This is a genomic window from Streptomyces sp. NPDC005791 (genome assembly GCF_042871485.1).
Taxonomy (GTDB): Bacteria; Actinomycetota; Actinomycetes; order Streptomycetales; family Streptomycetaceae; genus Streptomyces.
Window position 1 is genome coordinate 62,127 of record NZ_JBIAIP010000019.1, and the last position, 26,161, is coordinate 88,287.

23 protein-coding genes and 1 pseudogene are annotated in these 26,161 nt (G+C 71.2%); 9 read left to right on the top strand and 15 right to left on the bottom strand.

Going from position 1 to position 26,161, the window contains the following annotated elements; genetic code table 11:
• Window positions 1–22: 22 nt before the first annotated feature.
• Complete coding sequence (locus ACFYSH_RS30055; RefSeq protein ID WP_359474017.1) at window positions 23–2,425, top strand: hypothetical protein; 2,403 nt, start codon at window positions 23–25, stop codon at window positions 2,423–2,425.
• On the opposite strand, the gene ACFYSH_RS30060 is transcribed toward ACFYSH_RS30055, so the two are convergent.
• The 5 genes from ACFYSH_RS30060 to ACFYSH_RS30080 all read right to left on the bottom strand — a co-directional run bounded on the left by ACFYSH_RS30060 (window position 2,395) and on the right by ACFYSH_RS30080 (window position 8,391).
• Entirely contained in the window at window positions 2,395–4,824 is a 2,430-nt protein-coding gene (locus ACFYSH_RS30060; protein WP_359474020.1) for a right-handed parallel beta-helix repeat-containing protein, read from the bottom strand. The genes ACFYSH_RS30055 and ACFYSH_RS30060 overlap by 31 nt on opposite strands.
• 206 nt (window positions 4,825–5,030) lie before the next feature.
• Complete coding sequence (locus ACFYSH_RS30065) at window positions 5,031–5,648, bottom strand: hypothetical protein (RefSeq protein WP_359474023.1); 618 nt, start codon at window positions 5,646–5,648, stop codon at window positions 5,031–5,033.
• Window positions 5,649–5,780: 132 nt separating this feature from the next.
• Window positions 5,781–6,605, bottom strand: a complete 825-nt coding sequence (locus ACFYSH_RS30070) for an MOSC domain-containing protein (RefSeq protein WP_359474026.1) — start codon at window positions 6,603–6,605, stop codon at window positions 5,781–5,783.
• Window positions 6,606–6,648: 43 nt separating this feature from the next.
• Complete coding sequence (locus ACFYSH_RS30075) at window positions 6,649–7,146, bottom strand: DUF6643 family protein (protein ID WP_359474029.1); 498 nt, start codon at window positions 7,144–7,146, stop codon at window positions 6,649–6,651.
• 582 nt (window positions 7,147–7,728) lie between these two features.
• Window positions 7,729–8,391, bottom strand: coding sequence for a ScbR family autoregulator-binding transcription factor (locus ACFYSH_RS30080; protein ID WP_359474032.1), 663 nt, complete (start codon window positions 8,389–8,391; stop codon window positions 7,729–7,731).
• A gap of 546 nt (window positions 8,392–8,937) precedes the next feature.
• Between ACFYSH_RS30080 and ACFYSH_RS30085 the strand changes: the two genes are divergently transcribed.
• Complete coding sequence (locus ACFYSH_RS30085) at window positions 8,938–9,618, top strand: HAD family phosphatase (RefSeq protein ID WP_359474035.1); 681 nt, start codon at window positions 8,938–8,940, stop codon at window positions 9,616–9,618.
• A 40-nt stretch (window positions 9,619–9,658) separates the two neighbouring features.
• Here ACFYSH_RS30085 and dhaL read toward each other — a convergent pair whose 3' ends face one another.
• From dhaL to ACFYSH_RS30115, 6 genes are all read right to left on the bottom strand, one after another.
• Entirely contained in the window at window positions 9,659–10,324 is a 666-nt protein-coding gene (gene dhaL, locus ACFYSH_RS30090) for a dihydroxyacetone kinase subunit DhaL (RefSeq protein WP_359474038.1), read from the bottom strand.
• Between the two features lie 55 nt (window positions 10,325–10,379).
• Window positions 10,380–11,378 carry a dihydroxyacetone kinase subunit DhaK gene (locus ACFYSH_RS30095; protein ID WP_359474041.1) on the bottom strand — a complete coding sequence of 333 codons (999 nt, stop codon included), beginning with the start codon at window positions 11,376–11,378 and terminating at the stop codon, window positions 10,380–10,382.
• Window positions 11,379–11,536: 158 nt separating this feature from the next.
• Window positions 11,537–11,866 (bottom strand): GlsB/YeaQ/YmgE family stress response membrane protein, encoded by a 330-nt coding sequence (locus ACFYSH_RS30100; protein ID WP_388756533.1) that lies wholly within the window; start codon window positions 11,864–11,866, stop codon window positions 11,537–11,539.
• Between the two features lie 117 nt (window positions 11,867–11,983).
• Complete coding sequence (locus ACFYSH_RS30105) at window positions 11,984–12,739, bottom strand: hypothetical protein (RefSeq protein WP_359474044.1); 756 nt, start codon at window positions 12,737–12,739, stop codon at window positions 11,984–11,986.
• Window positions 12,740–12,895: 156 nt separating this feature from the next.
• Window positions 12,896–13,471, bottom strand: a complete 576-nt coding sequence (locus ACFYSH_RS30110) for a TerD family protein (RefSeq protein ID WP_388756536.1) — start codon at window positions 13,469–13,471, stop codon at window positions 12,896–12,898.
• A gap of 148 nt (window positions 13,472–13,619) precedes the next feature.
• Window positions 13,620–14,342 (bottom strand): FadR/GntR family transcriptional regulator, encoded by a 723-nt coding sequence (locus tag ACFYSH_RS30115; protein ID WP_359474050.1) that lies wholly within the window; start codon window positions 14,340–14,342, stop codon window positions 13,620–13,622.
• Between the two features lie 197 nt (window positions 14,343–14,539).
• Between ACFYSH_RS30115 and ACFYSH_RS30120 the strand changes: the two genes are divergently transcribed.
• The 3 genes from ACFYSH_RS30120 to ACFYSH_RS30130 are packed head-to-tail and all read left to right on the top strand — an operon-like array spanning window position 14,540 to window position 18,705.
• Window positions 14,540–15,805: an SLC13 family permease gene (locus tag ACFYSH_RS30120; RefSeq protein WP_359474053.1), complete on the top strand. Its 1,266-nt coding sequence runs from the start codon at window positions 14,540–14,542 to the stop codon at window positions 15,803–15,805.
• A 56-nt stretch (window positions 15,806–15,861) separates the two neighbouring features.
• Window positions 15,862–17,319 carry an acyl-CoA synthetase gene (locus ACFYSH_RS30125; RefSeq protein ID WP_359474056.1) on the top strand — a complete coding sequence of 486 codons (1,458 nt, stop codon included), beginning with the start codon at window positions 15,862–15,864 and terminating at the stop codon, window positions 17,317–17,319.
• Between the two features lie 57 nt (window positions 17,320–17,376).
• A complete protein-coding gene (locus tag ACFYSH_RS30130; RefSeq protein ID WP_359474059.1) occupies window positions 17,377–18,705 on the top strand; it encodes an SGNH/GDSL hydrolase family protein in 1,329 nt (442 codons plus the stop codon).
• A 125-nt stretch (window positions 18,706–18,830) separates the two neighbouring features.
• Here ACFYSH_RS30130 and ACFYSH_RS30135 read toward each other — a convergent pair.
• Window positions 18,831–19,085: pseudogene (locus ACFYSH_RS30135) on the bottom strand (CNNM domain-containing protein); the annotation flags it as partial.
• A gap of 36 nt (window positions 19,086–19,121) precedes the next feature.
• Here ACFYSH_RS30135 and ACFYSH_RS30140 point away from each other — a divergent pair.
• The gene (locus tag ACFYSH_RS30140) at window positions 19,122–20,699 is read left to right on the top strand and encodes a hypothetical protein (protein ID WP_359474062.1); all 1,578 of its coding nucleotides are present in this window, start codon (window positions 19,122–19,124) and stop codon (window positions 20,697–20,699) included.
• Window positions 20,700–20,727: 28 nt separating this feature from the next.
• Here the strand turns inward: ACFYSH_RS30140 and ACFYSH_RS30145 are convergent, their stop codons facing one another.
• Window positions 20,728–21,162, bottom strand: coding sequence for a DUF2267 domain-containing protein (locus ACFYSH_RS30145; RefSeq protein ID WP_359474065.1), 435 nt, complete (start codon window positions 21,160–21,162; stop codon window positions 20,728–20,730).
• A gap of 304 nt (window positions 21,163–21,466) precedes the next feature.
• Window positions 21,467–21,901, bottom strand: a complete 435-nt coding sequence (locus tag ACFYSH_RS30150; protein WP_359474068.1) for an Hsp20/alpha crystallin family protein — start codon at window positions 21,899–21,901, stop codon at window positions 21,467–21,469.
• Between the two features lie 126 nt (window positions 21,902–22,027).
• On the opposite strand from ACFYSH_RS30150, the gene ACFYSH_RS30155 reads away from it, so the two are divergent.
• Both ACFYSH_RS30155 and ACFYSH_RS30160 read left to right on the top strand, forming a co-directional pair.
• Window positions 22,028–22,675 carry a type III effector protein gene (locus tag ACFYSH_RS30155; protein WP_359474070.1) on the top strand — a complete coding sequence of 216 codons (648 nt, stop codon included), beginning with the start codon at window positions 22,028–22,030 and terminating at the stop codon, window positions 22,673–22,675.
• A gap of 171 nt (window positions 22,676–22,846) precedes the next feature.
• Entirely contained in the window at window positions 22,847–24,079 is a 1,233-nt protein-coding gene (locus tag ACFYSH_RS30160; protein ID WP_388756541.1) for a TerD family protein, read from the top strand.
• Between the two features lie 39 nt (window positions 24,080–24,118).
• Here the strand turns inward: ACFYSH_RS30160 and ACFYSH_RS30165 are convergent, their stop codons facing one another.
• Window positions 24,119–25,300, bottom strand: coding sequence for a glycosyltransferase (locus ACFYSH_RS30165; protein WP_359474076.1), 1,182 nt, complete (start codon window positions 25,298–25,300; stop codon window positions 24,119–24,121).
• Window positions 25,301–25,358: 58 nt separating this feature from the next.
• On the opposite strand from ACFYSH_RS30165, the gene ACFYSH_RS30170 reads away from it, so the two are divergent.
• Window positions 25,359–26,150: an aspartate/glutamate racemase family protein gene (locus ACFYSH_RS30170; protein WP_359474079.1), complete on the top strand. Its 792-nt coding sequence runs from the start codon at window positions 25,359–25,361 to the stop codon at window positions 26,148–26,150.
• Window positions 26,151–26,161: the final 11 nt, after the last annotated feature.

The following is a 26,161-nucleotide window of genomic DNA, read 5'->3' on the forward strand; positions in this document are numbered from 1 at the left end:
CGGATCAGAGAGCGAGTCACCGTTGTCCCCTGCACCCCAGACCGAGGCCGCGCAGAGCAGCGGCGCCGCACTCGAACTGCTCGTCCACGGTGTCGGCGGAACCACCCCGCAGGAGATGCTCGGTGACCCGCGTACGACCAGGATCACCGGTGACGGCACAGCCGCCGTCCACCGGCGCACCGAGGACGTCGGAGCCGAAGAGCGTCCCGAGCGTCACCGGGACGGGCCGATCGCCGAGGCCTACTGCTGGTCCAACCTCACCTCGGGCAACGGCTCCCGGGCGCTCTGGCTGCTGCTGCTGCCCTTCATGGTGGTCAACCTCGCCCACTGGATGCGCCCCACCGCGAGGGTGCGCACCCGGACGGTCCGGCTCTACGGGGTCCTGGTGCGGCTCGTCGCCCTCACCCTCACCGTGCTGCTGACGGCCGCTGTCTGCGAGGTCGCCCTCGACCTGGTGGCCTGGCAGTGCGCGGGGACACCCGAGTGCGCCGCACAGCGCTCCTGGCTCGGCTTCCTGTCCGCACGGCAGGACGGATGGTTCGCCCAGCCAGGACGCCGGCTCGCCGTCGCCGCACTCGTGCCCGCCGCCCTGGTGGGGCTGCTCTGGTACCTGTCGAACCGCACGTGGAGCGCCTACGAATCACAGCGGCCCCTGACCGGGGACGGACCGGACAGCGCGGATGCGGACACGGACACGGACGCAGCCGCGCGGTCCGGCGCGCCCTTGGTCCGCCCCGCCCTCGGCAGGCCCGGCTTCTGGTACGGACGCAGGCTGGTGGCCCGGTTGCGCGCGGCGCACACGGCGGCCGGGTTCCTCACGGTCGCGGCCGCGGTCGGCGGCGCGGCGGCCCGGCACGACCGGGCGGCAGACAGCCCCGTACCCGCCGGGATCGGCGTCCTGTTCGAGGCCGGGATCGTCCTGTGCGCCCTCGTCGTCGTCGCTGTCGTATGCCACCGCGGGCGCAGCGAGCGACGCCTCGACAACCGGCTCGACCGGGCTGTCACCACCTTCCTGCCAGGCGCCGCTCTCACCTTGCTGTTCTGCGCGCTGGCGTACGCCGGCTGGTCACGTCCTGGCTGGGTGTCCTCGGGCGCCCTCCCCGGGGAGGCGGCCTTCCGCGCACTCGCGCTCGGGCAGGGCATCCTCGTGGTCCTACTCGCGGTGGCGGCCCTGAGCCTGTACCGCAGCGCCCCCGAGCCGCGCACCACCCTTCACGGTCTCGGGGGCCCCTCGGTGGCCATGCTGGCCTGCGCCCTCGGCGGTGTGATGACCGGCGGGATCGCCCAGCGCGTGGCCGACTGGCTCGACGGCCCCGGAACCCCCGGCATGGGTGCCGGCGCCGCCATAGGAGGACCGCCCGTACTGCTCAGCTGGCAGGCTTCCGTCATCCCTGTGCTGCTGCTGCTCCTTCTCCCGCCCGTGATCTGGCTGGCGGTCCGCACCATGCGCCGCGCCCGCCGACTGGGCCCCGTGATCGAGGCGGAGTACGAGGAGAGGTCCCCCGAGCCCGGACGCACCCAGAGGATCGCACGTACCCGGGCCACGGCCGCGCTCACCGACTCCGCACCTGGGATCCTCGGACTCCTGTCCGCCGCCACCCTGCTGCTCGGGGCGGGAGCGGTGACCGGCTCCTGGCTCACCGGGAAGGTCCCCGGCCTGGCGATGGACGGCACGGGCCCGTTCGTCGAATCGCTGGCGGAGACGGCCCAGTCGACCGGCTCCTGGCTGACCGGTTTCGGGGTCATACTGTTCGTCACCTTCGGCCGTCGTGCCTACCGTGACGTCTCCGCCCGGCGCACCATCGGCATCCTCTGGGACGTGGGCACCTTCTGGCCGCGCGCGGCCCACCCCTTCGCGCCGCCCTGCTACGCCGAGCGGGCCGTCCCGGACCTGTCGTCCCGGATGTGCGCCTGGACGGGGCGCACCCGCGGCAGGCTCGTCATCTCCGGCCACTCCCAGGGCAGCGTGCTCGCCGCGGCGGCGGTGTGGCAGCTACCGGACCCGGTCCGGCGCCGGGTCGCACTGCTCACCTACGGTTCCCCGATCGAGCGGTTGTACGGGCGCTGGTTCCCGGCCTACTTCGGCCGGGCCCCCCTCGAAGGGCTGCAGCGGTCCGTGCACTGCTGGCGCAACCTCTGGCGTGCGACGGACCCGATCGGTGGCCCGGTCCGGATCGACGAGGGCGGTGGCCACGAGGTGGACCGGGGGCCGCTGAAGGACCCGCTGGTCTACGGCCGCACAGTCGAATACCCGCTTCCGGAACCGATTCTGGGCCATTCCGACTACCAGGCCGACCCCGTCTTCGCCGTGGAGCGCGCCGTACTCCTGGAGCGGCTCGGGCCCGTCGTGCCCCAGCAGGCGGGCGCGGGTGCGGAGGACGGGGGCGGCGCCCCTCAGGGCAGCGCCGGAAGGTCCTCCGGGTAGAGCATGGTCAGGTCGTCCGTGCTCGGCTCGGTGAGCTGGGCGACCCGGCCGGCGTGGCGCTCCACCATCGACTCGAAGGTCTGACGGGCCGTTCGGCCGTTACCGAAGGCCGGGCCTTTGGGAAGCGCCGTGAAGTACTTGAGCAGCGCTTCCCTCGTCCCTTCCGCCAGGCTGTACTCGTGCTCGTCACTCTGCTGCCCGACGATCCGCAGCAACTCCTCGGGCTCGTAGTCGCTGAAGGTGATGGTCCGCGAGAAACGCGAGGCCACCCCGGGGTTGACGGTGAGGAAGCGCTCCATCTCGTGCGTGTACCCGGCCACGATCACCACCACGGCGTCGCGGTGGTCCTCCATCAGCTTCACCAGCGTGTCGATGGCCTCCCGGCCGAAGTCGCGACCGGAGTCCTCGGGCGACAGGGCGTACGCCTCGTCGACGAACAGGACGCCGCCGCGTGCCCGGTCGAACGCCTCCTGGGTGCGGATGGCCGTGGACCCGATGTGCTCGCCGACCAGGTCGACGCGGGAGACCTCGACGAGATGGCCGTGCTCCAGGACACCGAGCGAGGCCAGTATCTCCCCGTACAACCGGGCCACGGTCGTCTTGCCCGTGCCCGGGGACCCGGTGAAGACCAGATGCCGGCGCACCGACGCCGCCTTCAGACCGGCCAGCCGGCGACGGCGGCCCACCTCGATCATGTCGGTCAGTGCCCGCACCTCACGCTTGACGCTGTCCAGGCCCACCAGCGCGTCGAGCTCGCCCAGCACGGCGCCCGAGTCGCGCGCCGGCTCGGTGGGAACCGGAGGGGCGGCGGGCTCGGCGGCCGGCCGGCCGGGTATCGCGCCGAGCAGCCCGGGCGTGGTCCGGGTCGCCGTGAGGACCGCGGGGGCCGGGGGAGTGGTGCCGCGCAGACCGCTCTCGTCGCTGGTGCAGTCCCGCGCCACCGGGCCGCCCGCGTGGCCGTCGCCACCCGAGCCGTCGGCGAACTCGTAACCGCCGCGTGCGCAGCGCTCGGTCCGGCACCGGGTGAGGGTGGAGCGGCAGCCGTCCATCACATGGAAGCCGTAGCCCTCGCTCCCCGTGACACGACAGCCGTCGAAGGTGCCGCGGCCCTCGGCGGAGACGTAGAAGCCGGCCTCCGCGGGCGAGGTGACCGTACACCTCTCGATGGTCGGGTCGGCGCCCTTCGTCACGATGACCCCGGTCTGCGCCGCGTCGATGGTGCAGTTGTTCAGCGTGCCCCCGCTGCCGTGGTCACGGAACCACGCTCCGGTGGACGCCTCACGGATCCGGCAGTCATCGAGCTGGGCGGTGGCCCCGTCGCTCACCGACACCGCCGTGTTGCGGATCTGGGACAGATCGCTGTCCACGACGTCCGCGCGTGAACCCCGGTCGAGGACGAAGAGGGCGTCGGGCACGTCATGGACGCGGCACGCATCGAGTATCACCGTGGCCCCGTCGCTGACCCACACCGCCGGGTAGTCGCCCGTACTGTCGTGGATCTCGCACTGGTTGGCATCGACACGGGTGCCCGGGTCCCAGACCGAGAGGCCGTTGCGGCCGAACCTGCGGACGGTGGAGCGGGTCAGGGTGAGCACCGAACGGGACCGCAGGTCGACCGCGTTCTCCGGGATGTCGTGGATGTCGCAGTCGGCGAGCGTGAGGACCGCGTCGGTGTCCAGGGTGACCCCGTCGGCGGACGTGCGGTGCACGGTGCAGTCCGTGAGGTGCGCGGAACCGCGGGAGGTGACCTGCACCCCGCTGCCCTTGATCTCGTACACCTCGCAGCCCACCGCCTCGAGGCCGCTGCCCTCCCCGGTCACACTCAACCCCGCACCCGAGGCATGGTGAACACGGCAGCGGTCGAGCCGCGGGTGCGCGCCGTCGCGCACCGAGACACCGGACTGCCCGGCCGAGACGACCTCGCACTCCTCGAACACGCCGCCGGCACCGTCGAGTACGGCGATGCCCACACCGGCCGGGTTGTCGACCGTGCAGCGGCGCACGGTGGGCCTGGCCGAGCCCCGGACCTCCAGGCCGGCGGCCGATCTGGTCACGATGCGCAGATCCGACAGCTCGGGAGTACCCTCTTCGACGAGCAACGCGGGAGCGGCCGAATCCTGGCCCTCCACATGGAGGTCCTGGACGACGGCGGAGGCGCGGACAGTCAGGGGGACCCCGTCGGCCGGTGCGATCCTCACGGAGCCGGCGGAGCCCTCGGGGCCGCGCAGCGTCACCGCGCGGTCGATGACGAGGTTCTCCCGATAGGTGCCCGGAGCGACGGTGAGGACGTCACCGTCGGCTGCGGCCTCCAGAGCGGCGGTGAGGGAAGCGTATTCGCCCGTACGGCGTCGCCATCGGGATGTGCCGGTGTGCGTCACCTGGACCGTGCCCTGTGCCATGGTGCTGCTGTGCCCCCACCTCGTGCCGTGTGCGCTGCCTCGTGCCTGTCCGCGGGTGCCGCCGGTTCACCGGCGGCCCTCCGGCCCGCCTGCCGAGGAGTCGGGCGGGCCGGTCCACCGTAGCGCGCGCGACGGGCGCGAGTTGACGGGCCGCCTGATGACGAGTCCGACTCGGCCGTGCACGAGGTGGGCCCCGTGCCCAGGTGTCAGCTGCCCGTACCCGTTCTGCCCCAGTCGGGGCCGACTTCGGCCCACGCGCGGTCCAGCCGCGCGTACCGCTGTCGCATCATGCGCCATACGACGAGCCGGCGGGAGATCTCCGTCGCACCGCCGGCGAGCAGTGCCACACCTACGCCGGCGAGAACCGCGTGGGTGTGAGCCGTGGAGGTGTCCATGGGACGCATCACGGGGTGACCCCGGTGGTCCGTCCAGACCCGGATCCGGGAGCCCGGCGCGGTCTCCGTGGGCGCCGACGACACCGTGCCCGTACGTGCCGTACCGTCCGGGGCACGCCATTCGGCGACCACAGAGGTGCGCGTGGAGTCCTCGGTGACGGCCACCTCGGGATCCCGGGCGAAGCGCGGCGTGTCCGAGGACGCTCTGACCACGACGGCCGCGGTGAGATGGCGTTGCTGGTGCTGGGTCCGCACCACCTGCCGGAGTGAGTCGTCGACGAGTGCGCCGGCCTTCCAGCCGAGCACCGGTGCCGCCAGCAACATCAGCAGAAGGGCGACCAGCGCCACCCATACCTCGTGGCGGTCGGTGGCCCGGCACACGGGATTGTGCCGCCACCGCCGGAATCCCAGAACCGCTCGCACAGTCATGCACCCCCTTCCCTGTCCGTGATAACCCGACAGGGCCGTGATCACGTCCGACGAGGACGAAGAGAGAGCAACCTCACGCCCTCAACACCTACCGGTCATCCCTGCGTTCCGGGGAGCCGCGGGTCCGGGCGGTCAGTCCAGGACCCGCACCGGATCCCCGACCCGGATGACCCCCGTGCCCTCCGGGATCATGTGCCGGCCGAAGAGGACGTGCGTGCCGTCCCGGCGGTGTCGGGCGAGCGTGCGCAACGGCTCCCTGCCCCGCTCCGCCGTCCGCTGGTCGGTGGTCGTGATGACGCACCGTCCGCAAGGCTTCACGACGCGGAAGGCGACCTCCCCGATCGCGATCCGTTCCCACGTGTCCTCCGCCCACGGCGCTGTCCCGTCCACGACGACGTTGGGCCGGAACCGGTTCATCGGCAGCGGCCCCTCTCGTGGGTGATCCCCCTGCGCCACCAACGAGTTGAGCGCGTCCAGCGAGGCGCACGTCGTGAGGAGCAACGGGAAACTGTCAGCGAGCGACACGGTCTCGCCCGGCCGCCCGAACTGTGGATCGACGGGTCTGCGGTGCGACGGCGCGTCGAGATGGACGAGCCGGACCTCCACACCGAGACGTGCGCCGAACCAGGCGTGAGCGGTGTCCGCCGCGCTCACCACCTCCACCCTGCTCCGGTGCAGCTCAGCGGTGACGGTGCGGGCCGGATCGGGCACCTCCACGGTCAGCGACGGGCTTCCGGGCGCGGACAGGACGAGTCCGCCACCGGGCAGGAGCTCGGCGGACAGCAGCGCCATACGGGGCTGCTGACGTTGGGTGACGACTCTGCTTCCGCTGTCGATCAGCATCCAGCGGCGGTCGCCGGCGAGTCCCCATGGCTCGACGGCGGCCTCGTCACAAGCGCGTGCTCGCAGTGACTTGACCGGGTGGATGCGTACGGCACCGAGTGCGGGCGAAAGCATGCCTTCATCCTGCCAGCCGCCACTGACAGCCGCCGGCAGCGGCTCAGTACCCCCGGCCCTGGTACGGACGGTTGTAAGGATCCTCGTACGGCGACTGAGCCGGAGCGGGCGCGGGCCGAGGTGACGCGGGACGCATCGCCTCGTACCCCGTGCCGGGCCGCTGCTGCTGTTGCGGTTGCGGTTGCTGATAACCGCGGGGCGCGGAAGGCTGCTGGGGGATGTACGGCGCCGGCGCGTGCTGAAGCTGTGCGGGCTGCATCATCGGCGCCTGCTGCGTACCGGCGTCTCGGAACTGCGGCTGTGCCGCCTGCTGCGGGTAGCCGTAGGACCCGGTGTGCTGCGACGGGGCCGCAGGCAGGGCCGGGAGCGCCGACGGCAGAGCCGGCAGGTAGCTGTTCCCGGTGTCGTAGGCGGCAGGGACCCGGATCGGTGCGATCTGAGGGGTCCCCCGCTCGGCGACCAGGGAGTCGTAGATCGGGGTGTCGGGGAACGACGGCGCGGCGTAGTAGCCGCTGCCGTAGGTGGAGCGGGGGGAGGTCATGAGACATAAGTTAAGCCCACGATGTGCCGATTGGGGAGCCCCAATCTTGGGGTTATCCGTTTTACGTTGCTTTTGTCGGCCTGACCTGCCCGGGCAGCGTTAAAGCCTCTGTTAACAACAGGGGCTTTTCCGTTGGAAGGCTCCCGAGGCTCACGAGAAGTGGCGGACGGACCACAAAGGGCTACACCCGGGTCGCGCCCATCAGGACGCACGGTTTCGGCCGCGAGCGTACGGAACCTCACGCCCCGCCCGTGGGCCGCCGACGTCGACGGCGGCCCACTGCCCGTCGCCGTCGGCAGCGCGTCCGTTCGCCGGCCGACGACGTGGCCCCCCGGTGCACCAGTGCTTGCCTGCTGTCACGCCCGTCTCCGTGCTCTCCCTGCCTCGGCACCCGGTGCGTCGCTCGACGCGCGGACCAGGACGCGCGCCGGGCGCCGGAAGTCCGGTCGGTGTCCGGCCGGATGAATCGGCTCACCCTGAGCAGGCCGAGCCGGCACCCGAAGCCGCACCCGGATCGCGTTCTCGCCCCGAGGCGACGCAGTGTGCGCGCGGCGGCTGCCCCTCGGTCCCGGCGGGTGCCCGTCAGCTTCGGCGCGGAGCCGGGTGATTCGGCTGCGGCGCGGAAAACCGCTCCCGCGCGCAGGCGAGCAGGGAAGCCGGATCCGGGTCCGCCTGCAGGGACTTGAGCATGAGCAGCCACCACTGGTCCAGTCGCGTCCTCCAGTTCCGCACACCCGGCACCTCGTCGGTCAGAGTGCAGAGCCCGAAGAAGGAGCACACGAGCGTCACGGCCGCAGCCGACGGCTCCACTCCTGCAGCCAGCTCGCCTCGCGTGCGGGCCTGGGCGAGAAGCCGGGTGGCGGCCAGTACCCAGGTGTCGAACGGCGAGGGAACGGAGGCGTTGATGGCACGGCGTTCCGCCCACAGGCGTGCGCCCGCGCGTGCCACCACGTCTTCGCTGAGGAATCGCGCGACACCGAAGCTGAGACCGACCAGCTTCTCCAGCGGAGGAATGCCGGGCGCGGTGTAGGGGGCGACGAGTTGTGGCCAGGTGGCGAACTGCTCGCGGACCACGGCCAGTGCCAGGTTCTCCTTGCTGGAGTAATGGAAATAGATCGCTCCGCTGGTTTTTCCGGAGTGATCACTTATGTCATTGACGCTCGTTCCCGTATATCCTCGTTCGACAAATAGATGTGCTGCTGATTCGAGCAGTGCTTTACGGGTTTCGCGGGCTCTGTCCTGCACTACAGTTCCACCTTCGCTCAAGCGTTCCAAGAATCGCGGTGAGTGGGTCCGGGGCCCTGTCGCGGACAGCCCCCACGTGGCGCGCGGAAGATCCTATTATTATTCGGCCGTGCTTGCTCGCGGCTCACTCTCATCTTTTTTTGCCGACGGTGAAGAATCGTTTCTGAAGGTGTGTGGACTTCTGTCCGGCCGGCAGGGTGGCGGCCCCTCGAAGTCACTGCTCATGAGGCGTGGCGATCGCATTCCGCAGTGGCGTCACCGCCCTGTTCCAGGGGGTGCGGCCATGGTCGTCCTGGGTAATTCCGTCACTCGAAATGGTGATTGCGGAGTACTGGGGGCCAAATTAACGTAATCGCTACGATGTTTCGGCTTCGGTCGAAAGGGACGGTTGCGTCTTCATGGCGCGCACAGCGATGCCGTGCGGCGCAGGTGTGATGTGTCACGCGCAATTCCGCCTCATTTCTCCGAATGGATCAATCGCATCCCGGCACCAGCCCGCGCCCGCGTGCCGAACCGGTCGACGCGGCCTTCGAGAACGGCAGTCACATGACAGCTCATCCCATTCTTTCGTGGTCTCCCTCCGCCATCGTCTTCGACTGCGACGGGACCCTGATGGACACGGAACGACACTGGCAGGAGGCCCGGAGCGCCACATTCCGAGCATTCGGCCTCAAACCACCGGCCGGCTTCGCCGACCGGGCCAAGGGCGTCCATTTCACCGAGTGCGGGGCGCTCATGGCCGAGGAGACCGGCAAGCCGGACCTGGTGGACGAGTTGGCCGACACGCTGCTCACCACCTTCACCGCACTGGTCGAGCAGGACCCTGTCACCATGCCCGGTGCTGCCGCACTGGTCCGTCTGGCTGTCGGCCACCGCCCTCTCGCCGTGGCGAGCAACTGCCCCCGAGAGATGGTGGAGTCATGCCTCGGCAGAGCCGGGCTCCTCAGTTGCTTCGACCATGTCGTGGTCGCCGGAGAGGAGGTACGGCCGAAGCCGGAGCCCGATGTCTACAGCGTGGCAGCGCGCCTCTGTGGCGTACCGCCCGAGGAGGCCCTGGCCGTGGAGGACTCGCTCACCGGCATGGAGTCGGCACGCCGGGCGGGTCTTCGCGTCGTCGGAATCGGACCGCGCCCGCCGGGTCCGGAGTCGGAGCAGGCCGACCTGTGGGTCCCGAGCCTGGCCGACCGTGAGCTGGTGGCGTGGGCCAGGAGCCGGATCGGCGTGTAGAGCGGCTCGGGGACGGCAGCCTCGGCCCGGCGGTACGCGGTCAGCCCGTGGGCAGACGGGGCGCCAGCGTGTGCACGGGGGCGGTGGCGGAGGCGAAGAACAGGGCGATGCCCACCGCGCCGGGATCGGGGATGTCGGTCGCCCGTGCACCCAGGTAGCTTGCCCGGCCCATGCGCGCGGTCAGGGACGCGGTGTCCCGGACCCCCTGCCAGGCGGCATCCGCCGCCGCGGTCAAGGCCGCCGCGGGCGGCGTGTCCCGCGCCGTCCGCAACGCGGCGGCGGCTGGAGCAAGTGCGTCGACCAGTGTCTTGTCCCCAGGCGAAGCGTCACCCACACGGCGGATGGCGGCCAGCCCTCGGGCGGTGCCGTCGGCGAGTACGGCCGTCGTCAGGCCGGGTCCGGAGCCGGTGGCGGCCCTGCTCAACGCCTGGAACAACAGACCGAACAAAGGGCCGCTGGTGCCCCCGATCTCGTCGAGGAAGGCGTGCGCCAGGGTGCCCAGGATCTCTGCGGGGCCGGCCGGCGCTTGCATCCGGTCGAGTAGCAGACCGGCGGCCCGAACCCCGGCTGCGAGATTCGCTCCGAAGTCGCCGTCGCCCGCCCGCTGGTCGAGCGCGGTCAGTTCGGGCTCGGTGGCATACACCGATGCGGCGAAAGCGTGCACCCAGGAACGGGTCTGCGTGCCGTCGAAGGCGGCGAGCGTCATGGTGTCGTCCTCCTGCGTCTGTCGCGACCTGTCCGGAGCCCGGCAGGTCTGCCGCTCACCACCGCAGCGCCGGAGTGCGGACCGGCGCATCGTAGAAATCCAGCACGGCGCGGTCGGCGACCATGAGGGTCAGGGAGAAGCCCCGCATGTCGAGGGCGGTGACGTAGTCGCCCACGAGGTGCCGGGCGAGCCGCACCCGCCGGGTGTCGAGAATCCGGACCAGTTCACCGAATACGCCGTACAGCTCCAGAGGGGTGACCGCGCCCAGACCGTTGACCAGGGCGATGACCGGGTCTTCGGGGCCAGGGCGCAACGCGTCCAGCAGTGCACCCGTCATGTCCTCCACCAGCGCACCCACACGCCCCTGGCTCCTCGTTCGGCCTGCGCGTTCACCGTGGATTCCGACGCCGTACTCCAGTTCGCCGGACGGCAGGGCGAACGCAGGCTCGCCGTCGGCCGGTGCGTGGTGAGCGGCGGAAGCGGCAGCGAGCGTCCGGCACCGGCCTGCCAGTGTGGTACCGAGCCCGACCAGCCCGTCGAGTCCCATCCCGCTGTCCGCGGCGCCGCCCAGGACCTTCTCCACCAGCATCGTGGCACCCGTACCGCGGCGCCCGGCGGCGATCTCCTCGGAGTCGGAGGCGAGATCGTCGTCGACGAGGACGCGTGCGCAGGTGATGCCCGCGTCGGAGAGCCGCTCGGCTGCGATGCCGAAGTTGATCCGGTCTCCTGTGTAGTTCTTGACCACGTGCAGCACGCCTTCCGGCCTCGCCACCGCGAGGGACGCCCGGAAGATCTGCCGGTTGTGCGGGGAGGCGAAGATCCTGCCGGGGCAGGCGGCGTCGAGCATGCCTGCCCCGACGTAGCCGACGTGCAGGGGTTCGTGTCCTGCGCCACCGCCCGAAAGGATCCCCACCCGCCGTGTCGGCGCGGTGTGCAGAGCCGTGACGTACCCGTCGGCGGAGTCGTACTCCATGAGGTCCGCGTGCGCGCGGGCGAAGCCGGACAGCGCGTCGGAGGCCAGTTCGCCGGCGCCGTTCTCGAAGTACCTGGCCATAAGTGGCACGCCTTTCGTCCCCGGCACGAGGCCGGATGAGCCGGATGAGTCAGCCTCCGGACGAGAACTCCATGGTGCGGGTCACGCTGTGCAGACGGCAACTCGCTCGGAGTGCCCGCCGTCGCGCGGAGCGGGAGGCCGACCTCACGCCGGCAGTGTCAGGACGACCACGCCCGGTGCCGGGGAGGCCCTGCGGAAGGCGGCGCGTGCGATGTGGTGACGTGTCCGTGGGACCACGGTGCCCGTGGCGCCGGCGGAACGTCGGCGGCTGTGGGCCGATCGGCGGACGGTCCGGCGTGGTACCGCTTGTGGCTCGGCCGCGCGAGGTGCCGATGAAGGACGCGGTACGCGATCAGTAGGAGCAGGGATACGCCGAGGGCCGCGCCCCAGGTGGCCAGGTCGAAGAAGTCGTTCCGGCCACCCGTGAACGCCCCGGCGATGCCGAGACGGGTGGTGATGAGGAGCCCGCCCGGATGCTTCATCGACATGGCCTCGCTCCCTGGGCACACGGGCCGACGTGCCCACGGAGCGGGCGAGGACACCGGAAGCCGATGTGACGACGAGAAGCCTGGCTCGAGGTGCGTCGCTGGCCGCGGTATCGCGCGTCAGTTCCGGGAGCGCGTCACGGGGCCGGTGAAGTCGGGGCTCGCGAACTCGGGGCTGGTCCAGCCCAGTGGGCCGCGGTCCTGCGGAAGCGGGCCCGCGGCGGGCCGGCGGGGCGGTGACTGATCTGCGGCACTGCGGTCCTGACCGCTCAGGCGTTCGCGCAGGAACGGCAGGAGTCCGCGTTCCAGCAGCGCTTGCCGCCACGCCTGGTGAGCCGCGGCGACGGACGGGGCGAGGGGGTGCGGGGCGTCGTCAGGGGTGTAACGGTGCCGCGCGGCGGTGACGACCAGGGCGGTCGCGGAGGCGAGCGCCGCGAGTGCGGCCAGCGCCGCGGCGATCCAGCCGGTTCCCACGAGGGAAGCCGCGAGCTGCCGTTGCGTGCCGATGAGTCGGAGGCCGTAGCCGAGCAGGAGGAATACAGCCGCTGCGGTGGCGGACAGAAGTGGCGTGAGCACGGCCATCGCGCTCAGCAGTCCGCTGCCCGTGGTGGCGTCCGCATCTCGTCGCCGGGCAGGGCGATGGGCCGCGGACTCTTCTGCGCGGGCCCGCAGCCCGAGGTAGTAGCGGTACTCGGCGGCGGCCTCAGCGGCGATGGCCTCGGCTGCGATCAGCGCCTGGGTGCGCAGACGCTCGGCGTCGGTCTCCGCGTCCCGGTGCCTCAGCGCGGCCCGGATTTCCGGCGTGTCCAGGGCACGGCGCACCACCTGTTCGAAGTCCGCTCCGTGTTCCGCCTCGAGCCGGTCGGGCGCATGCATGAGAGGTATCCCCATTCGTAACTGCTCACGAACGCACGGGCGTTCGTGAGCCCGGTGTGGCGGTCTCCGGCTCGCTGTCGACGCCTCGTGGGCGAAGTGGTGCCCGGACCGGCGGCCGGGTGGTCCGTACGGCCGCCGACCGGAGGGGGTGACGGCTCAGACTCCGACGCCGTAGTCGGAGGCGATTCCGGCGAGTCCGGAGGCGTAACCCTGGCCTACGGCGCGGAACTTCCATTCCTCGCCGTGCCGGTAGAGCTCGCCGAAGACCATGGCGGTCTCGGTCGCAGCGTCCTCGGACAGGTCGTAGCGGGCGAGTTCGGCGCCGCCCGACTGATTGACCACGCGGATGTACGCGTTACGCACCTGGCCGAAGCTGTGGCCGCGGCCGGCGGCATCGTGGATGGAGACGGGGAAGACGATCTTCGACACCTCGACGGGGACGGCGGTCAGATCCACCTTGAGGGATTCGTCGTCGCCCTCTCCCTCCCCGGTGAGGTTGTCTCCGGTGTGCTCGACGGAACCGTCAGGGCTCTTCAGGTTGTTGTAGAAGATGAAGTGCTGGTCGGAGAGCACCTTTCCGGTGCCGTCCACCAGCAGCGCGCTGGCGTCGAGGTCGTAGTCGGTGCCGGTGGTGCTGCGCGCGTCCCAGCCGAGGCCGACGAGGACGGCGGTCAGGCCGGGGGCCTCCTTGCTGAGCGAGACGTTGCCGCCCTTGGCCAGACTGACACCCATGGTGCTGTTCCCTTCGCGCGTGCTCGCACCGCACCCCGGGTCGAGAGGCGGCCTGGTGATGACCAGCCCCTTGAATCTACAACACTGTAGAAGTTGGGGGGAGGGGTGCGAGGTGCCGGGAATCGAACCGGTCACCTGGAACCGCGGTTCAGGGAGCCCTTTCGGTGGTGCCCGGCTCGGGATTCCAGTCCAGCAGCCTCACCTTCGCGACGGTCCGGACATGGCGCCGCATCGCCGCGGCCGCGGCCTTGCCGCGCCGTTCCTCGATCGCGTCGAGGATCGCCCGGTGCTGAGTCAGGGAACGGCCGGGCCGGCGGGGCTGGCGTAGGGATTCGTGCCGGCTCTCGGCGATCTGGTCGGCGATGGACCGCATGAACTCGGCGAGCAGTGCGCTGTGGGCCGCAGCGGTCACCGCGGCGTGGAAACGCCGGTCACCTTCGACGCCGTGGCCGCCGTCGGCGATCTCTGCGGCCATATGGGCCAGCGAGGCCCTCAGTGTCAGCACGTCCTGCTCGGTGCGCCGCTCGGCCGCGAGTTCGGCGAGCTTCGTCTCCAGCGCCTCACGTGCCTCCAGTACGTCGGGCAGTCTGCGCCGGCGTTCGACGAGCCGCTCGACGGGTTCGGCGTCCAGTCCGTCGCCCCGGAGGTAGGTGCCGCCTCCGTGGCGCACCTCGACGAGCCCCTGCACCTCGAGGACGACGATGGCCTGCTTCACCGAGGCCCGCGAGACTCCCAGGCGCTGAGCGAGGTCGCGCTCCGGCGGGAGCCTGTCGCCGGCCACCAGACCACTCTCGGAAGCATAGGAACGCAGCCGGTCGAGCACTTGCTCGTACAGTCGAGTACGGCCCATGGGCCGCAGCGCGTCGGACATCCCCTGCCCCTGTTCCGGAAGGCCCCCACGCCTCCCTGGCACCGGAAGCCTAGCAGCGCCGCGCGGTCCAGTGGCTGGACCAATTCTGTGCAACCCCTTGACGGTTGTATCCGCCCCCCCGACTCTGAGTGCCGTCAACAGGCCAAGTGGCTCATCCACCAGACCAATGAGGGTCGACCCAGGACGGGAGCCCGCACATGTCCGCGGAACTCATCTCCATCCTCGTACTCGTGGTTGTCTTCGTGATCGCCACCACCCGCTCCATCAACATGGGCGCGCTCGCCTTCGCCGCCGCGTTCGCGGTGGGGGAGCTGGCCGCCGGCCTGGACGCCGACGGCATCTTCGCCGGGTTCCCCGGGGACCTCTTCGTCGTCCTGGTCGGCGTCACCTACCTGTTCGCGATCGCCCGGGCGAACGGCACCACGGACTGGCTGGTGCACGCCTCCATCCGCCTCGTCGGCGGGCGTATCGCTCTCATTCCCTGGGTGATGTTCGTGATCACCGGGGCGCTGACCGCGATCGGCGCGGTCAGTCCGGCCGCGGTGGCGATCGTCGCACCGATCGCGCTGAGCTTCGCCGTCCGTTACGGCATCAGCCCGCTTCTGATGGGCGCGATGGTGGTGCACGGGGCGCAGGGCGGCGGTTTCTCCCCGATCAGCATCTACGGCTCGATCGTGAACGGCATCGTGGAGCGCGAGAACCTGCCGGGCAACGAGATCGCACTGTTCCTCGCCTCGCTCGTCGCCAACCTGGTGATCGCCGGGGTGGTGTTCGTGCTGTTCGGAGGCCTGAAGCCGGCCCGGCACCGCACAGTGGAGAGCGACGACGGCTCGCCCGGGTCTCCCGTGGAGGAGGGCCGTGCCCGGCTCGACGCGCCCCGCACGGCCACCCTTGTCTCGCTCCTCGTTCTGGTCGTCGCCGTCCTCGTCTTCGATCTGGACGCGGGTCTGACCGCCATCACGCTCGCGGTGCTGATCAGTGCCGTATGGCCGGACACCAGCCGTAAGGCGGTCGGCTCGATCGCCTGGCCCACGGTGCTGCTCATCTGCGGCGTACTGACCTACGTCGGCGTACTCGAGGAGATGGGCACGATCACATGGGCCGGGGAGGGAGTCGGAGGTATCGGCGTCCCGCTGCTCGCGGCCCTGCTGCTGTGCTACATCGGCGCGATCGTATCGGCGTTCGCCTCGTCGGTCGGCATCATGGGTGCGCTGATCCCGCTGGCCGTGCCGTTCCTCGCGCAAGGAGAGATCGGGGCGGTCGGAATGATCGCCGCGCTGGCGGTGTCGGCGACCGTGGTGGACGTCAGCCCCTTCTCGACCAACGGCGCGCTGGTTCTCGCCGCGGCGCCGGACGTCGACCGAGATCGTTTCTTCAGGCAGCTGATGGTGTACGGCGGGGTCGTGGTCGCGGTGGTGCCCGCCCTGGCGTGGCTCGTCCTGGTGGTGCCGGGATTCGGGTGACTCCGAGCAGCCGTGGCTCTCGACCTCCTGACGGCCCGTCGATCGGAGTACGACGCGTGAATCGCCCCACCGCACTCTTCCCCGCACTGGCCGACGGCAGTTCGCGGCCCGCCCTGAGCTTCGGAGACCGGACACTGTCGTACGCGGAACTCGCGGTGTGGGCCGGCTCCCTCGCCGCGACCCTGAGTACGGCCCACCGCGTCGCCGTGTGGGCGACGGCGACTCCGCAGACCGCGGTCGCAGTGGTGGCGGCGCTCCTCGCCGGAGTACCGGCGGTGCCGCTCAACCCACGGATCGGCGGGCGCGAGCTGGCGCACGTCGTGGCCGACAGCGCGCCGTCACTGGTACTGGCCGCGGCGGGTGACGAACTCCCCGCCGAACTGGACGGCATACCTCGCACGAACATCGACGCGACCACGGGCCCAGCGGGCGCACCACCCGCTGAGCCCGGCCCCGACCATCCGGCACTGATCGTCTACACCTCCGGCACCACCGGACCGCCCAAGGGAGCCGTCCTGCCGCGGCGAGCCCTGACCAGCACGCTCGACGCGCTCCAGGACGCCTGGGGATGGGACGCCGACGACGTGCTGGTGCACGCGCTGCCCCTGTTCCACGTGCACGGGCTGATCCTCGGGATCCTCGGCCCGCTGCGGCGCGGGGGATCGGTGCGCCATCTGGGGCGGTTCAGCACGGAGGGGGTGGCGCGAGAACTGAGCACCGGAGCCACGATGCTGTTCGGGGTGCCCACCATGTACCACCGCATCGCCGAGGCCCTCTCCACCGTGCCCGGGGACGCCGCGCTCGCGGAAGCGCTGGCCGGTGCGCGCCTGCTCGTGTCGGGATCGGCCGCGCTTCCCGCGCGCGACCACGACCGCATCGAGGCGGCGACCGGCCGTACCGTCATCGAGCGGTACGGGATGACGGAAACCCTGATGAACACCAGTGTGCGCGCGGACGGTGAACCCCGGGCCGGGACCGTCGGAGTGCCCCTGCCCGAGGTCGAGTTGCGGCTCGTCGACGAGGCGGGGGCACTCATCGGTACCGGGCCGGACGGCGTGGGCGAGATCCAGGTGCGCGGCCCGAACCTCTTCACCGAGTACCTCAACCGGCCCGATGCCACCGCCGAGGCGTTCACCGAGGACGGCTGGTTCCGTACAGGGGACATGGCGGTCCGTGATCAGGACGGTTACGTCCGGATCGTCGGCCGCAGAGCGACCGATCTCATCAAGAGCGGCGGTTACAAGATCGGCGCCGGCGAGATCGAGAACGCGCTGATGGAGTACCCCGGCGTGCGGGACGCGGCTGTGACGGGCGAGCCGGACGCCGACCTCGGCGAGCGGATCGTGGCGTGGATCGTCCCGACTGACCCGCAACGCCGTCCGGACGCACGGAAGTTGACCGAACACGTCGCAGCCCGTCTCGCTCCGCACAAACGACCGCGGATCGTGCGCTACCTGCCCGAGCTACCCCGCAACGACCTCGGCAAGATCATGAAACGGGCTCTTCGTGCGTGAGGCCTCGGGCCGGACGGGCTGTGGATCTCTTCCCACTCTCCACGGAAAGGCAAGTCCTTGATCGATGCACCCTTCACCGGAGCCCGCCGCGCCCGGTCACCCCTGGCCAGGCGCGTCTTGATCGCCCTGGTCACCACCGTGACAGCGGCGACCCTCGCTGTCTCGGCGCCGACGACGAATGCCGCGGGTGACACCAAGTCCGGCCTGCGCCCCGGCGCGCGCGACTGGTTCACGTCCTGGGCGAACGCACAACACGACGTCGCCGCCACCCCCTTGCGCGACCAGACCGTCCGCATGATCAGCCATCTCAGCCAAGGAGGTGACGCACTGCGCATCCGGATCCAGAACACCTTCGGCACGACCCCGCTCACCGTGGAGGCCGCCACGGTGGGGCTCACCGACGGAAGGAGCGCTGCCACCCGAGGGCGCCCCCGACCCGTCACCTTCACCGGCCGGCGCGAAGCCGTCATACCGGCCGGCGGCGAGCTCTGGAGTGACGCCACCCCCCTGACGACCCGTGCCCAGGGCGATGTCGCGGTTTCCCTGTCCGTCTCGGGCACCGTGGTCCCCGGCCTGCACCGGACCGCCTTTCGCACCAACTACCTGACCGCGCCCGGCACAGGCGACCACACCCAGGACACGAGCGCCGCCGCCTACACGCAGACCACCGATTCCACGTACCTGGTCACCGCTGTGGACGTGCACAACCCGCGACTGAAGGGCAGTCTCGTCGCGTACGGCAGTTCCGTGGTCGACGGGGTCGGATCCACCGACTGCGGCTCCGGCTGCACACAGCTCGGTGCCAACCGGCGCTGGACCGACGGCCTCGCCCGGCGGATCACCTCGGAACTGCCTCCCACCCGGCAGTTCGCCGTCGCCAACGCCGGCGTCAACGGCACCACCAGCGCCGCCGACTGCCCGGCACTCGCTGAGCCCCTCCGCGGGCTCGACGCGCGGGCACGGCTGCAAAGGGACGTCCTGGCCCTCCACGGAGTCACCGGAGTCCTCTACTACTACGGCACCAACGACCTGCCCGCCGGGTGCGACGCCTCACAGGTGCTGGCGAGTTACCGCGACACCTTCCGCCGCCTGCACGCGGCTGGGATCAAGGTGTTCGTGACTCCGGTGACCCCCCGGCCGGGCTACACCGATGAACACAACAGGATCCGCCACACCGTCAATTCGTTCGTCTCGAAGTGGAACAACTGCGGCGGCACCTGTGACGGCGTCATGGGCTTCGACCAGGTGCTCAAGGACCCGTTGCGACCCAACGCCATCAACCCGCCCTACGACACCGGGGACGGCGTCCACGCGAACATCGCCGGTCAGCAGGCCCTGGCCGACACCCTCTCACTGCCGATGCTCGCCTCATCCGCACAACGGTGACGATGTCCCGGGCACGCCGGTGAGCGCCCCGGAAGGACCGGGGCGCTCGGTGCAAGGCGGCGGTCACGCCGCCTGGGGCTGGAGGTAGCGGGCCAGCAGGTCGTCACGCGCGTGCACCGATCCGGCAGCATCGCGGAGCGCTCGGGATGAGCGATGGCCCACGACTTGGGTGCCATCTCGCCGAGAACCATTTGAAGGAAGACGACCACGAGCACCGCCACCGCGAACGCCACGCCGTAACTGAGCGCGGCGGGCAGACCCAGCTTCTGCAGCAAGGGGTCCAGTTCGTGGGAGATCGCGGGGTTGGACACCGAGCCCAGGCCCAGGGTGCACACGGTGATGCCGAGCTGGGCACCGGCCAGCATCAGCGACAGTTCACGCCGACGCGGCGCCTCGGTCACTGCCACAATGTCCTGATGCCCTCCCCTCTCGCAGAGCTGTGGCTGCGCGGCGTCGCAGCCAATCCCGCCGCCCCGTCCGAGGTTCTGCTCCGGCTGCTGACCGAGCAGGCTCGCGCCACCTGGGCGATCCTCTGCGGGGAGCGCGCTCTTCCCCCGGACGTCGTCGAGGTGGTCGTCGCGCACCCGGAGCGCCTGATCCGCCGCCGCTTCGCCCGCAACCGGCACGCGTCCGCCGAACAGCGCGGCCGACTGGTCGACGACGAGGATCCTCTCGTCCGTGCGGCTCTGGCCTCCGGCCCGCGCCCGCGCCTGGGCAGGGCCGAGGCGCTGCCCGACCGCGTCCTGGAGCGCCTGCTGACCGCGCAGGACGACACCAGTGAGGGCCACCTGCTCACAGCCGACGAAATCAGACAGGAACTGCAGGTCTCCGGGCAGATCTCACCGTCGTTCCGCCGCCGGATGCCGGAGCACCCGGACCCCGAACTCCGGTACCAGGCAACAGGACTATGGCTGTGGCTCACACCTGGGCAGCGCGAAACGCTCCTGCGCGATCCGGAGCCCGTGGTGCGCGAAGCGGCGCTCAGAAGCGGACGGGTACTGGACCCGGCGGCGATGGAGAAGGACCTGCCGGAAGTCAGCTGCCACCATCGGTCCCTCCTGCTCGTCAACTACGCGGTGTCCAGCACCGTGGCCGCACAGTGCCTCGCGGACCGGCGCGACCTGGGAGCGCTCGCCCGTAATCCCCACACGCCCGGCGACATCGTCGTCCGGCTGGCGCGCGACCCCGATCCCGACGTGCGTGAACAGGTGGCCGCCAGGGCAGACCTCGATCCGGAGCTGCTGGCCGAACTGGCCCATGACCCGGACGTCACCGTGCGGAGCCGGGCGCTGCTGCGACCACTGCCGCGTACCTGGCCCGAGCGCGCTGCCATCAACCGGATCACCGGCCGGACGGCCGAGGGTGTCGGTGCGGTCGACGAGATGCTCATCGAGCCGCCGACCAGTTGGTACGAGACGTGCGCCGCGTCCGAGCATCCCGTGATGCGCCGCGTCGCCGCCGGCTGTCCCCGGCTGCCCGAGGAGGTCGTCCACCGCCTGGCCGGCGATCCCGACGACGATGTGCGCCATCTGCTCGCCTGTAACCACCCGCTCGCCCCGCCCGAGATCGTCCTGGACGCCTTCATCGCCGTGCCGCGCCAACGTCCCTACCTGCTCACCCTTTCCCGGCTGCCCCGCACCGGGCTGCACCACCTGCTCGGCCACGCCGACCCCGACGTCCGCGCCCTGGCCGCCGCCGACACCGGCCTCGCCGAGCCGCCGCTCCACCTGCTCACCGACCCCGAGGCCCGCGTACGTCGAGCGGCGGCTGCCAGCCGACTCCTTCCTGCCGACCTGATCGCATCGCTCCTCCACACCCCGGAGCATGCCGAAGGGGCAGCCGCCAACCCCGCTCTGCCCGCTGAACGTCTGCACGAGCTGCTCGACCTGGCCGGGCTGCCTCGACCGGCGGAAGAAACAGGGCGGGGGCAGGGCTCCGGTGACGACATCACCGGAGCCCTGCCCCTTCGGCCCCGGCCCTCAGCACGCTACTGACGGCCCCGTCCGATTCCGCCGCGAACGCTCATGCGGCCTGGGTGAGTTCCGCGCGGCCGAACAACAAGGCGTATCCGGGCGGGAGCTGGGCGAGGACGCGGTCCACGAGACCGGGGCCGGCCAGGTGGCGTATGACGGCGAGGACGGCTCCGGTGTCCCAGCGGGCGGTAGCGGGGGTGCCGCCTGTACGGGTGGCCAGGTCTTTGACGAAACCCCAGCCGGTGAGGGGCCGGTGGTCCGGGATCTGACCGGTGAGGACGGCTGCGGCCTCGGTGGGGAGGCAGGCGGCGAGCTCGACGCGTTCGTCGCCGATGAGCTGACGGCCCAGGGCTGCCAGCACGGCACGTGTGACGTCCTCGGCCCGCTCCCGGGTGGGGTACGCGCCTTCGTACCGGATCCTTTCCACCATCTGGTCGAACGTCGTGCCGGGCCGGGCAGCGGCCTGGTCGAGCAGTGGAAGCATCGCGGAGTGGTTGCCTTTCTCGTTCGGAGGGATGTGTCGTCGTCGGCGGGCAGGGCGAACGGGGGATTCTGCGATGGGTCGCGCTCCTGCGGGCTCAGGTGTCCTGGACGTCCGAGAAGGAGGCCGAGCCCCGGGGCGCTGGAGCAGGATGCGGCGGGTGAGTTCCTCGCCCGCCGCATCGGCGGTCACGCTCAGCAGGCCGCGGTCCGTGCGGGAGCTCCCTCGGTCCATGCCGCGGTCACCCGCAGGGCCACTGCGAAGGTGTCGGGCAGGCGGCCGGCTGGGCGTGGCGTACTCGGATGCCTCAGCCGCTGATCTGCCTGTGCTCGGATTCCCCACCGATCGTGATCTTGCGGGGCTTGGCGCGCTCGGCGATCGGGATGCGCACGGTCAGCACCCCTGCCTCGTAGTCGGCCGTGATGCGCTCGGTGTCCAGGGTGTCGGCCAGTACCAGCTGGCGGGAGAAAGCGCCGAGGGGACGCTCGGAGAGCTCCATGTGCACGTCTTCCGCCTTCACGACCGGGCGGCGCTCGGCCTTGACGGTGAGCATGTTCCGCTCGACATCGATGTCGAGTGCGTCCCTCGAGACACCGGGCAGGTCGAAGACGATCACATACTCCTCGCCCTCCCGGTAGGCGTCCATCGGCATCGCCGAGGGCCTGGACCACGTGCCGGTCACACCCGTGAGCTGCTGGGCGAGCCGGTCGAGTTCACGGAACGGGTCGGTGCGCATCAACATCGCGAAAACACCTCCACTGGTCTGGCAGAAACTGCCAATGCGCTTCGTCTGCCACCGTTGTAGCATGTCATCGAAACGATGACAAGCGACGTGTCGTCCGATGGGTGACGCACTGGAAGGATCTGCATGAGTGTTCTGCCCGAGCCCCGCGACCCCGCCTCGTTCCTCGCCGCCGCGGCAGCGCTGAACGCGATCGACGAGGCCCTGCGCACCGCCCGGACCGCGAACCGTCCGGAGGACCAGGACGGGCAAGCCGGTGCGGACCAAGCCCTCGCCGCGCTCCTCCTTCTTCGTGAACTGCGCGACCAGCTCGCCGGCTGGGAGCCCGGCCTGATCGAGGCAGCCCGAGCGGCAGGCTCCAGCTGGGCGGACCTGGCCCACCCCCTGGGGGTCGCCAGCCGCCAAGCCGCGGAGCGGCGCTATCTGCGTGTACGCCCCGGCGCTCCCGGGGCCACCGGCGAACAGCGCGTACAGGCCACCCGGAGCCGCCGCGCCGCGGACCGCACCGTCACCGCCTGGGCGAGGACCAACGCCGCCGACCTACGACAACTCGCCGGCCAGATCACCGCCCTCACCGACCTCCCGGCCCCGGCCCGCGCCCCCCTGACCCGCCTTGCCGAGGCCCTCGCCGACAACGACGCCGCCAACCTCATCAGCCCACTCGCCGCCACCTACACCCATCTCAAGGCCGGACACCCCGACCTCGCGGCTCGTGTCGACACCATCACCCACGACGCCGACCGGATCCGCCGGACCGGTGGCGGTCACGGCTGAACCGCAACTCGCTCCAGAAGCGGACGGCGTCGTGACCGCGCGACGGGCGAGTGCACGGGAGGTTCCGGCGGGTCCGGGCCTCTGTCCCGTCGCGGCTGTGTGCTCCCCGGCGGACCGGGGGCTAAATTGGTGGAAACCGTCCGGGCAGCCGGACTCGTGAGGGGGGCGAGCATGACCATGCAGAAGGGGACCAACGTCCCGGTGCCGGCTCGGGCCGTGCGGGTCGAACTGGGCTGGCGTACCGCTCCCGGGACACCCGACGTCGATGCCTCGGCGCTCCTGCTCGTGTCGGGAAAGGTACGCGGCGACGCGGACTTCGTCTTCTACAACCAGCCGGCGCACGCGTCCGGCGCGGTCCGCCACGAGGGCAAGCAGACGGCCGGCGGCGGCGTGACGGACAGCCTCACGGTCGACTTCGCCCGGATGGAGCCGACGATCGACCGTGTGGTGGTCGCGGCCTCGGCGGACGGCGGCACATTCGGACGGGTGGGCGGCCTCCACGTGAGGATCGTGGACCCGGCGGACGGCTCCGAGATCGCGCGCTTCGACAGCGCGGACGCGACCGTGGAGACCGCGTTCGTCCTCGGTGAGTTCTATGTGCGCCAGGGCGCATGGAAATTCAGGGCGGTGGGACAGGGGTACGACAGCGGACTCGAAGGTTTCGCGACGGACTTCGGCATCTCCGTCGACGAGCCGCAGCACGCGTCGCCGCCCCCGGCCCCGCAGCGGGCCCCCCAGCCGCCCGCGCCCCCCGTCGTACAGGCCGTGAGGCTGACCAAGGTCACGCTGACGAAGGAAGCCCCTTCCGTCTCGCTGGCGAAACAGGGCGGCACCTCCGGAGCGCTGCGCGTCAATCTCAACTGGGACGTGCGCAAACAGTTCAAGGGCTGGGGCGCGAAGCTCGGCAGGGCGGTCGCCATGCACGGCGACCTGGATCTCGACCTCTGCGCACTGTACGAACTCACCGACGGAAGCAAGGGAGTGGTGCAGGCACTCGGGAACGCCTTCGGATCTCTTCGGCAACCGCCGTACATCCACCTCGACGGGGACGACCGTACCGGCGCGGTCTCGAGCGGCGAGAACCTCACGGTCAACCTCGACCACAAGGACCGGCTACGGCGTGTTCTGATCTTCGTCACCATCTACGAAGGGGCGCGCAGCTTCGCCGATCTGCACGCCACGGTCACGCTCCAGCCGCAGCACGGCGCGGCGATCGACTTCTCCCTCGACGAATGCACCGTGCCTTCCACCGTGTGCGCGCTCGCACTGCTCACCGGCGAGGGGGGCGACCTCACCGTGCAGCGGGAGGCCCGCTATCTCGTCCCTCGGCGCGGGGTCAGCCCGCAGCGGACCGTCGACGCCGCCTACGGGTGGGGCATGAACTGGACCCCCGGGCGCAAGTGACCCCTCAGCGACCGTGTCCGCTCGGCCGGCCGGGTGGGCTCAGGGTTCCGGTGCGGCCTCGGGGCGGGCGTACGTACGCCCCTTCCATGCCGCTCCGAGCCCCCGGTGGTGCTGTACCGCGGAACCCACCGTCATCAGGAGATAGAGGACCGCGGTGAAGGGCAGCAGCGGCGCCAGCCAGAGCGACTGCCGGTAGTACCGGAGCATGGGCATGTAGGTCCCCGCCATCACCGCCCAGGCCGCCCCGCCCGCGCCCGCGGCCACCGGGTCGCCCGTCAGCAGCCCGGCGGCCAGCGTGACGGGCGGCGCGACGTAGACCAGGCCCAGACCGAGGACCGTGCCGGCCAGCAGCGACGGACTGTGCCGCAGTTGCGCGTACGCACTCCGCGCGATCATGCGCCACAGGTCCGCCAGCCGCGGACAGGGACGCACGCTGTCCACCCGGTCGGCGAGCCCCAGCCAGATGCGGCCGCCGCTGCGCCGTACCGCCCGCGCCAGCGACACGTCGTCGATCACCGCCTGGCGGATGGACTCCGGGACGCGGGCCCGCTCGGCGGCTCCGGTCCGCAGCAGCACACAGCCCCCCGCCGCCGCGGCCGTCCGCGACCCCTTCCCGTTCACCCACCGGAACGGGTAGAGCTGCCCGAAGAAGTAGACGAAGGCCGGCACGACCAGCCGCTCCCAGGTGCTCGCCACCCGCAGCCTGGCCATCTGCGAGACCATGTCGAACCGGTCCGCCCCGTCGGCGCCGGCAGCGGCCACGAGTTCCCGCAGACTGTCCGGCTCGTGCGCGATGTCGGCGTCCGTCAGGAGCAGGAACTCAGGCTCATGCTGACGGGCCAGCGCCATCCCGTGCCGCAGCGCCCAGAGTTTGCCCGTCCAGCCCGGCTCCGGCTCACCGGGCGTCACCACCGTCAGCGGCAGCCCACCGCACCGCTCGGACAGCACCCGGGCGAGTTCGCCCGTGCCGTCGCCGCTGCAGTCGTCGACCAGGAAGACCTCCGCGTCACCCGGATAGTCCTGGGTGAGCAGTGACGGCAGGCTCACCGGCAGGACCTCGGCCTCGTCCCTGGCGGGGACGACCACCGCCACCGACGGCCAGCGCACCGGATCCCCGCGCACGGGCAGCCGCTGGTCGGTGCGCCAGAAGAAGCCCTGGCCGAACAGCAGCCACACCCACACGGTCAGTGACCCCACGGCGATCCAGGCAACGGCGCTCATCCGACGAAGTGTGCCCCACTTCGGCGGCCCCGCATGGGCTGTCGACTAAGGTGACCGGGTGAAGATCGCACTCATGGACTCGGGAATCGGCCTGCTCGCGGCAGCGGCCGCCGTACGCCGGCTACGGCCCGACGCCGACCTGGTGCTGTCGTCCGATCCCGGCTCGATGCCCTGGGGGCCCCGTACGCCCGAGGACGTGACCCGCCGCGCCCTCGCTGTGGCACGCGCGGCGGCGGACCGGCAGCCGGACGCCCTGATCGTCGCCTGCAACACCGCCTCCGTCCACGCCCTGCCCGCCCTGCGGGCCGAACTGGAGCCCGGGTTGCCGGTCATCGGCACGGTGCCCGCGATCAAGCCGGCCGCCGCAGGCGGCGGGCCCCTCGCCATCTGGGCCACGCCCGCCACCACCGGAAGCCCCTACCAGCGCGGGCTGATCCACGATTTCGCCCGCTCCGTGGACGTGACGGAAGTGCCCTGCCCGGGGCTCGCGGACGCCGTGGAACACGCCGACGAGGCGGCGATCGACCGCACGGTCGCCGCCGCGGCCGCTCTGACTCCGGCCGACGTGACGGACGTCGTCCTCGGCTGCACCCATTACGAACTGGTCGCCGAACGCATCCGCGCCGCGGTGGAGGCCGGCCGGCCCGGCCGCGCGCCGCTCGTGCTGCACCGCTCCGCCGAGGCGGTGGCCGCCCAGGCCCTGCGTCGTGTCGGGGCGGTGCCCGCTCCGTCGGCGGAACCGGTCGGCACCCTCACCGTGCTCCTCGGCGGTGAGGCCGCCGACCTCACCGAACCCGCTCTGGCGTACGCCGAGGGACTGCTGCTCAAGGCCGTCATCCCCGCGATCTGAGCGCCCGTGGG

Excerpts from the sequence above, each read along its gene's own strand:
- ACFYSH_RS30115 (WP_359474050.1), bottom strand. The coding sequence starts at position 14,342 with ATGTCCGACGCGCTGCGGCCCATGGGCCGTACTCGACTGTACGAGCAA.
- ACFYSH_RS30060 (WP_359474020.1), bottom strand. The coding sequence starts at position 4,824 with ATGGCACAGGGCACGGTCCAGGTGACGCACACCGGCACATCCCGATGG.
- ACFYSH_RS30140 (WP_359474062.1), top strand. The coding sequence starts at position 19,122 with ATGCCCTCCCCTCTCGCAGAGCTGTGGCTGCGCGGCGTCGCAGCCAAT.
- ACFYSH_RS30145 (WP_359474065.1), bottom strand. The coding sequence starts at position 21,162 with ATGCTTCCACTGCTCGACCAGGCCGCTGCCCGGCCCGGCACGACGTTC.
- ACFYSH_RS30085 (WP_359474035.1), top strand. The coding sequence starts at position 8,938 with ATGACAGCTCATCCCATTCTTTCGTGGTCTCCCTCCGCCATCGTCTTC.
- ACFYSH_RS30155 (WP_359474070.1), top strand. The coding sequence starts at position 22,028 with ATGAGTGTTCTGCCCGAGCCCCGCGACCCCGCCTCGTTCCTCGCCGCC.
- dhaL (WP_359474038.1), bottom strand. The coding sequence starts at position 10,324 with ATGACGCTCGCCGCCTTCGACGGCACGCAGACCCGTTCCTGGGTGCAC.
- ACFYSH_RS30065 (WP_359474023.1), bottom strand. The coding sequence starts at position 5,648 with ATGACTGTGCGAGCGGTTCTGGGATTCCGGCGGTGGCGGCACAATCCC.
- ACFYSH_RS30150 (WP_359474068.1), bottom strand. The coding sequence starts at position 21,901 with ATGTTGATGCGCACCGACCCGTTCCGTGAACTCGACCGGCTCGCCCAG.
- ACFYSH_RS30120 (WP_359474053.1), top strand. The coding sequence starts at position 14,540 with ATGTCCGCGGAACTCATCTCCATCCTCGTACTCGTGGTTGTCTTCGTG.
- ACFYSH_RS30110 (WP_388756536.1), bottom strand. The coding sequence starts at position 13,471 with ATGGGTGTCAGTCTGGCCAAGGGCGGCAACGTCTCGCTCAGCAAGGAG.
- ACFYSH_RS30070 (WP_359474026.1), bottom strand. The coding sequence starts at position 6,605 with ATGCTTTCGCCCGCACTCGGTGCCGTACGCATCCACCCGGTCAAGTCA.
- ACFYSH_RS30105 (WP_359474044.1), bottom strand. The coding sequence starts at position 12,739 with ATGCATGCGCCCGACCGGCTCGAGGCGGAACACGGAGCGGACTTCGAA.
- ACFYSH_RS30100 (WP_388756533.1), bottom strand. The coding sequence starts at position 11,866 with ATGTCGATGAAGCATCCGGGCGGGCTCCTCATCACCACCCGTCTCGGC.
- ACFYSH_RS30160 (WP_388756541.1), top strand. The coding sequence starts at position 22,847 with ATGACCATGCAGAAGGGGACCAACGTCCCGGTGCCGGCTCGGGCCGTG.
- ACFYSH_RS30165 (WP_359474076.1), bottom strand. The coding sequence starts at position 25,300 with ATGAGCGCCGTTGCCTGGATCGCCGTGGGGTCACTGACCGTGTGGGTG.
- ACFYSH_RS30075 (WP_359474029.1), bottom strand. The coding sequence starts at position 7,146 with ATGACCTCCCCCCGCTCCACCTACGGCAGCGGCTACTACGCCGCGCCG.
- ACFYSH_RS30095 (WP_359474041.1), bottom strand. The coding sequence starts at position 11,378 with ATGGCCAGGTACTTCGAGAACGGCGCCGGCGAACTGGCCTCCGACGCG.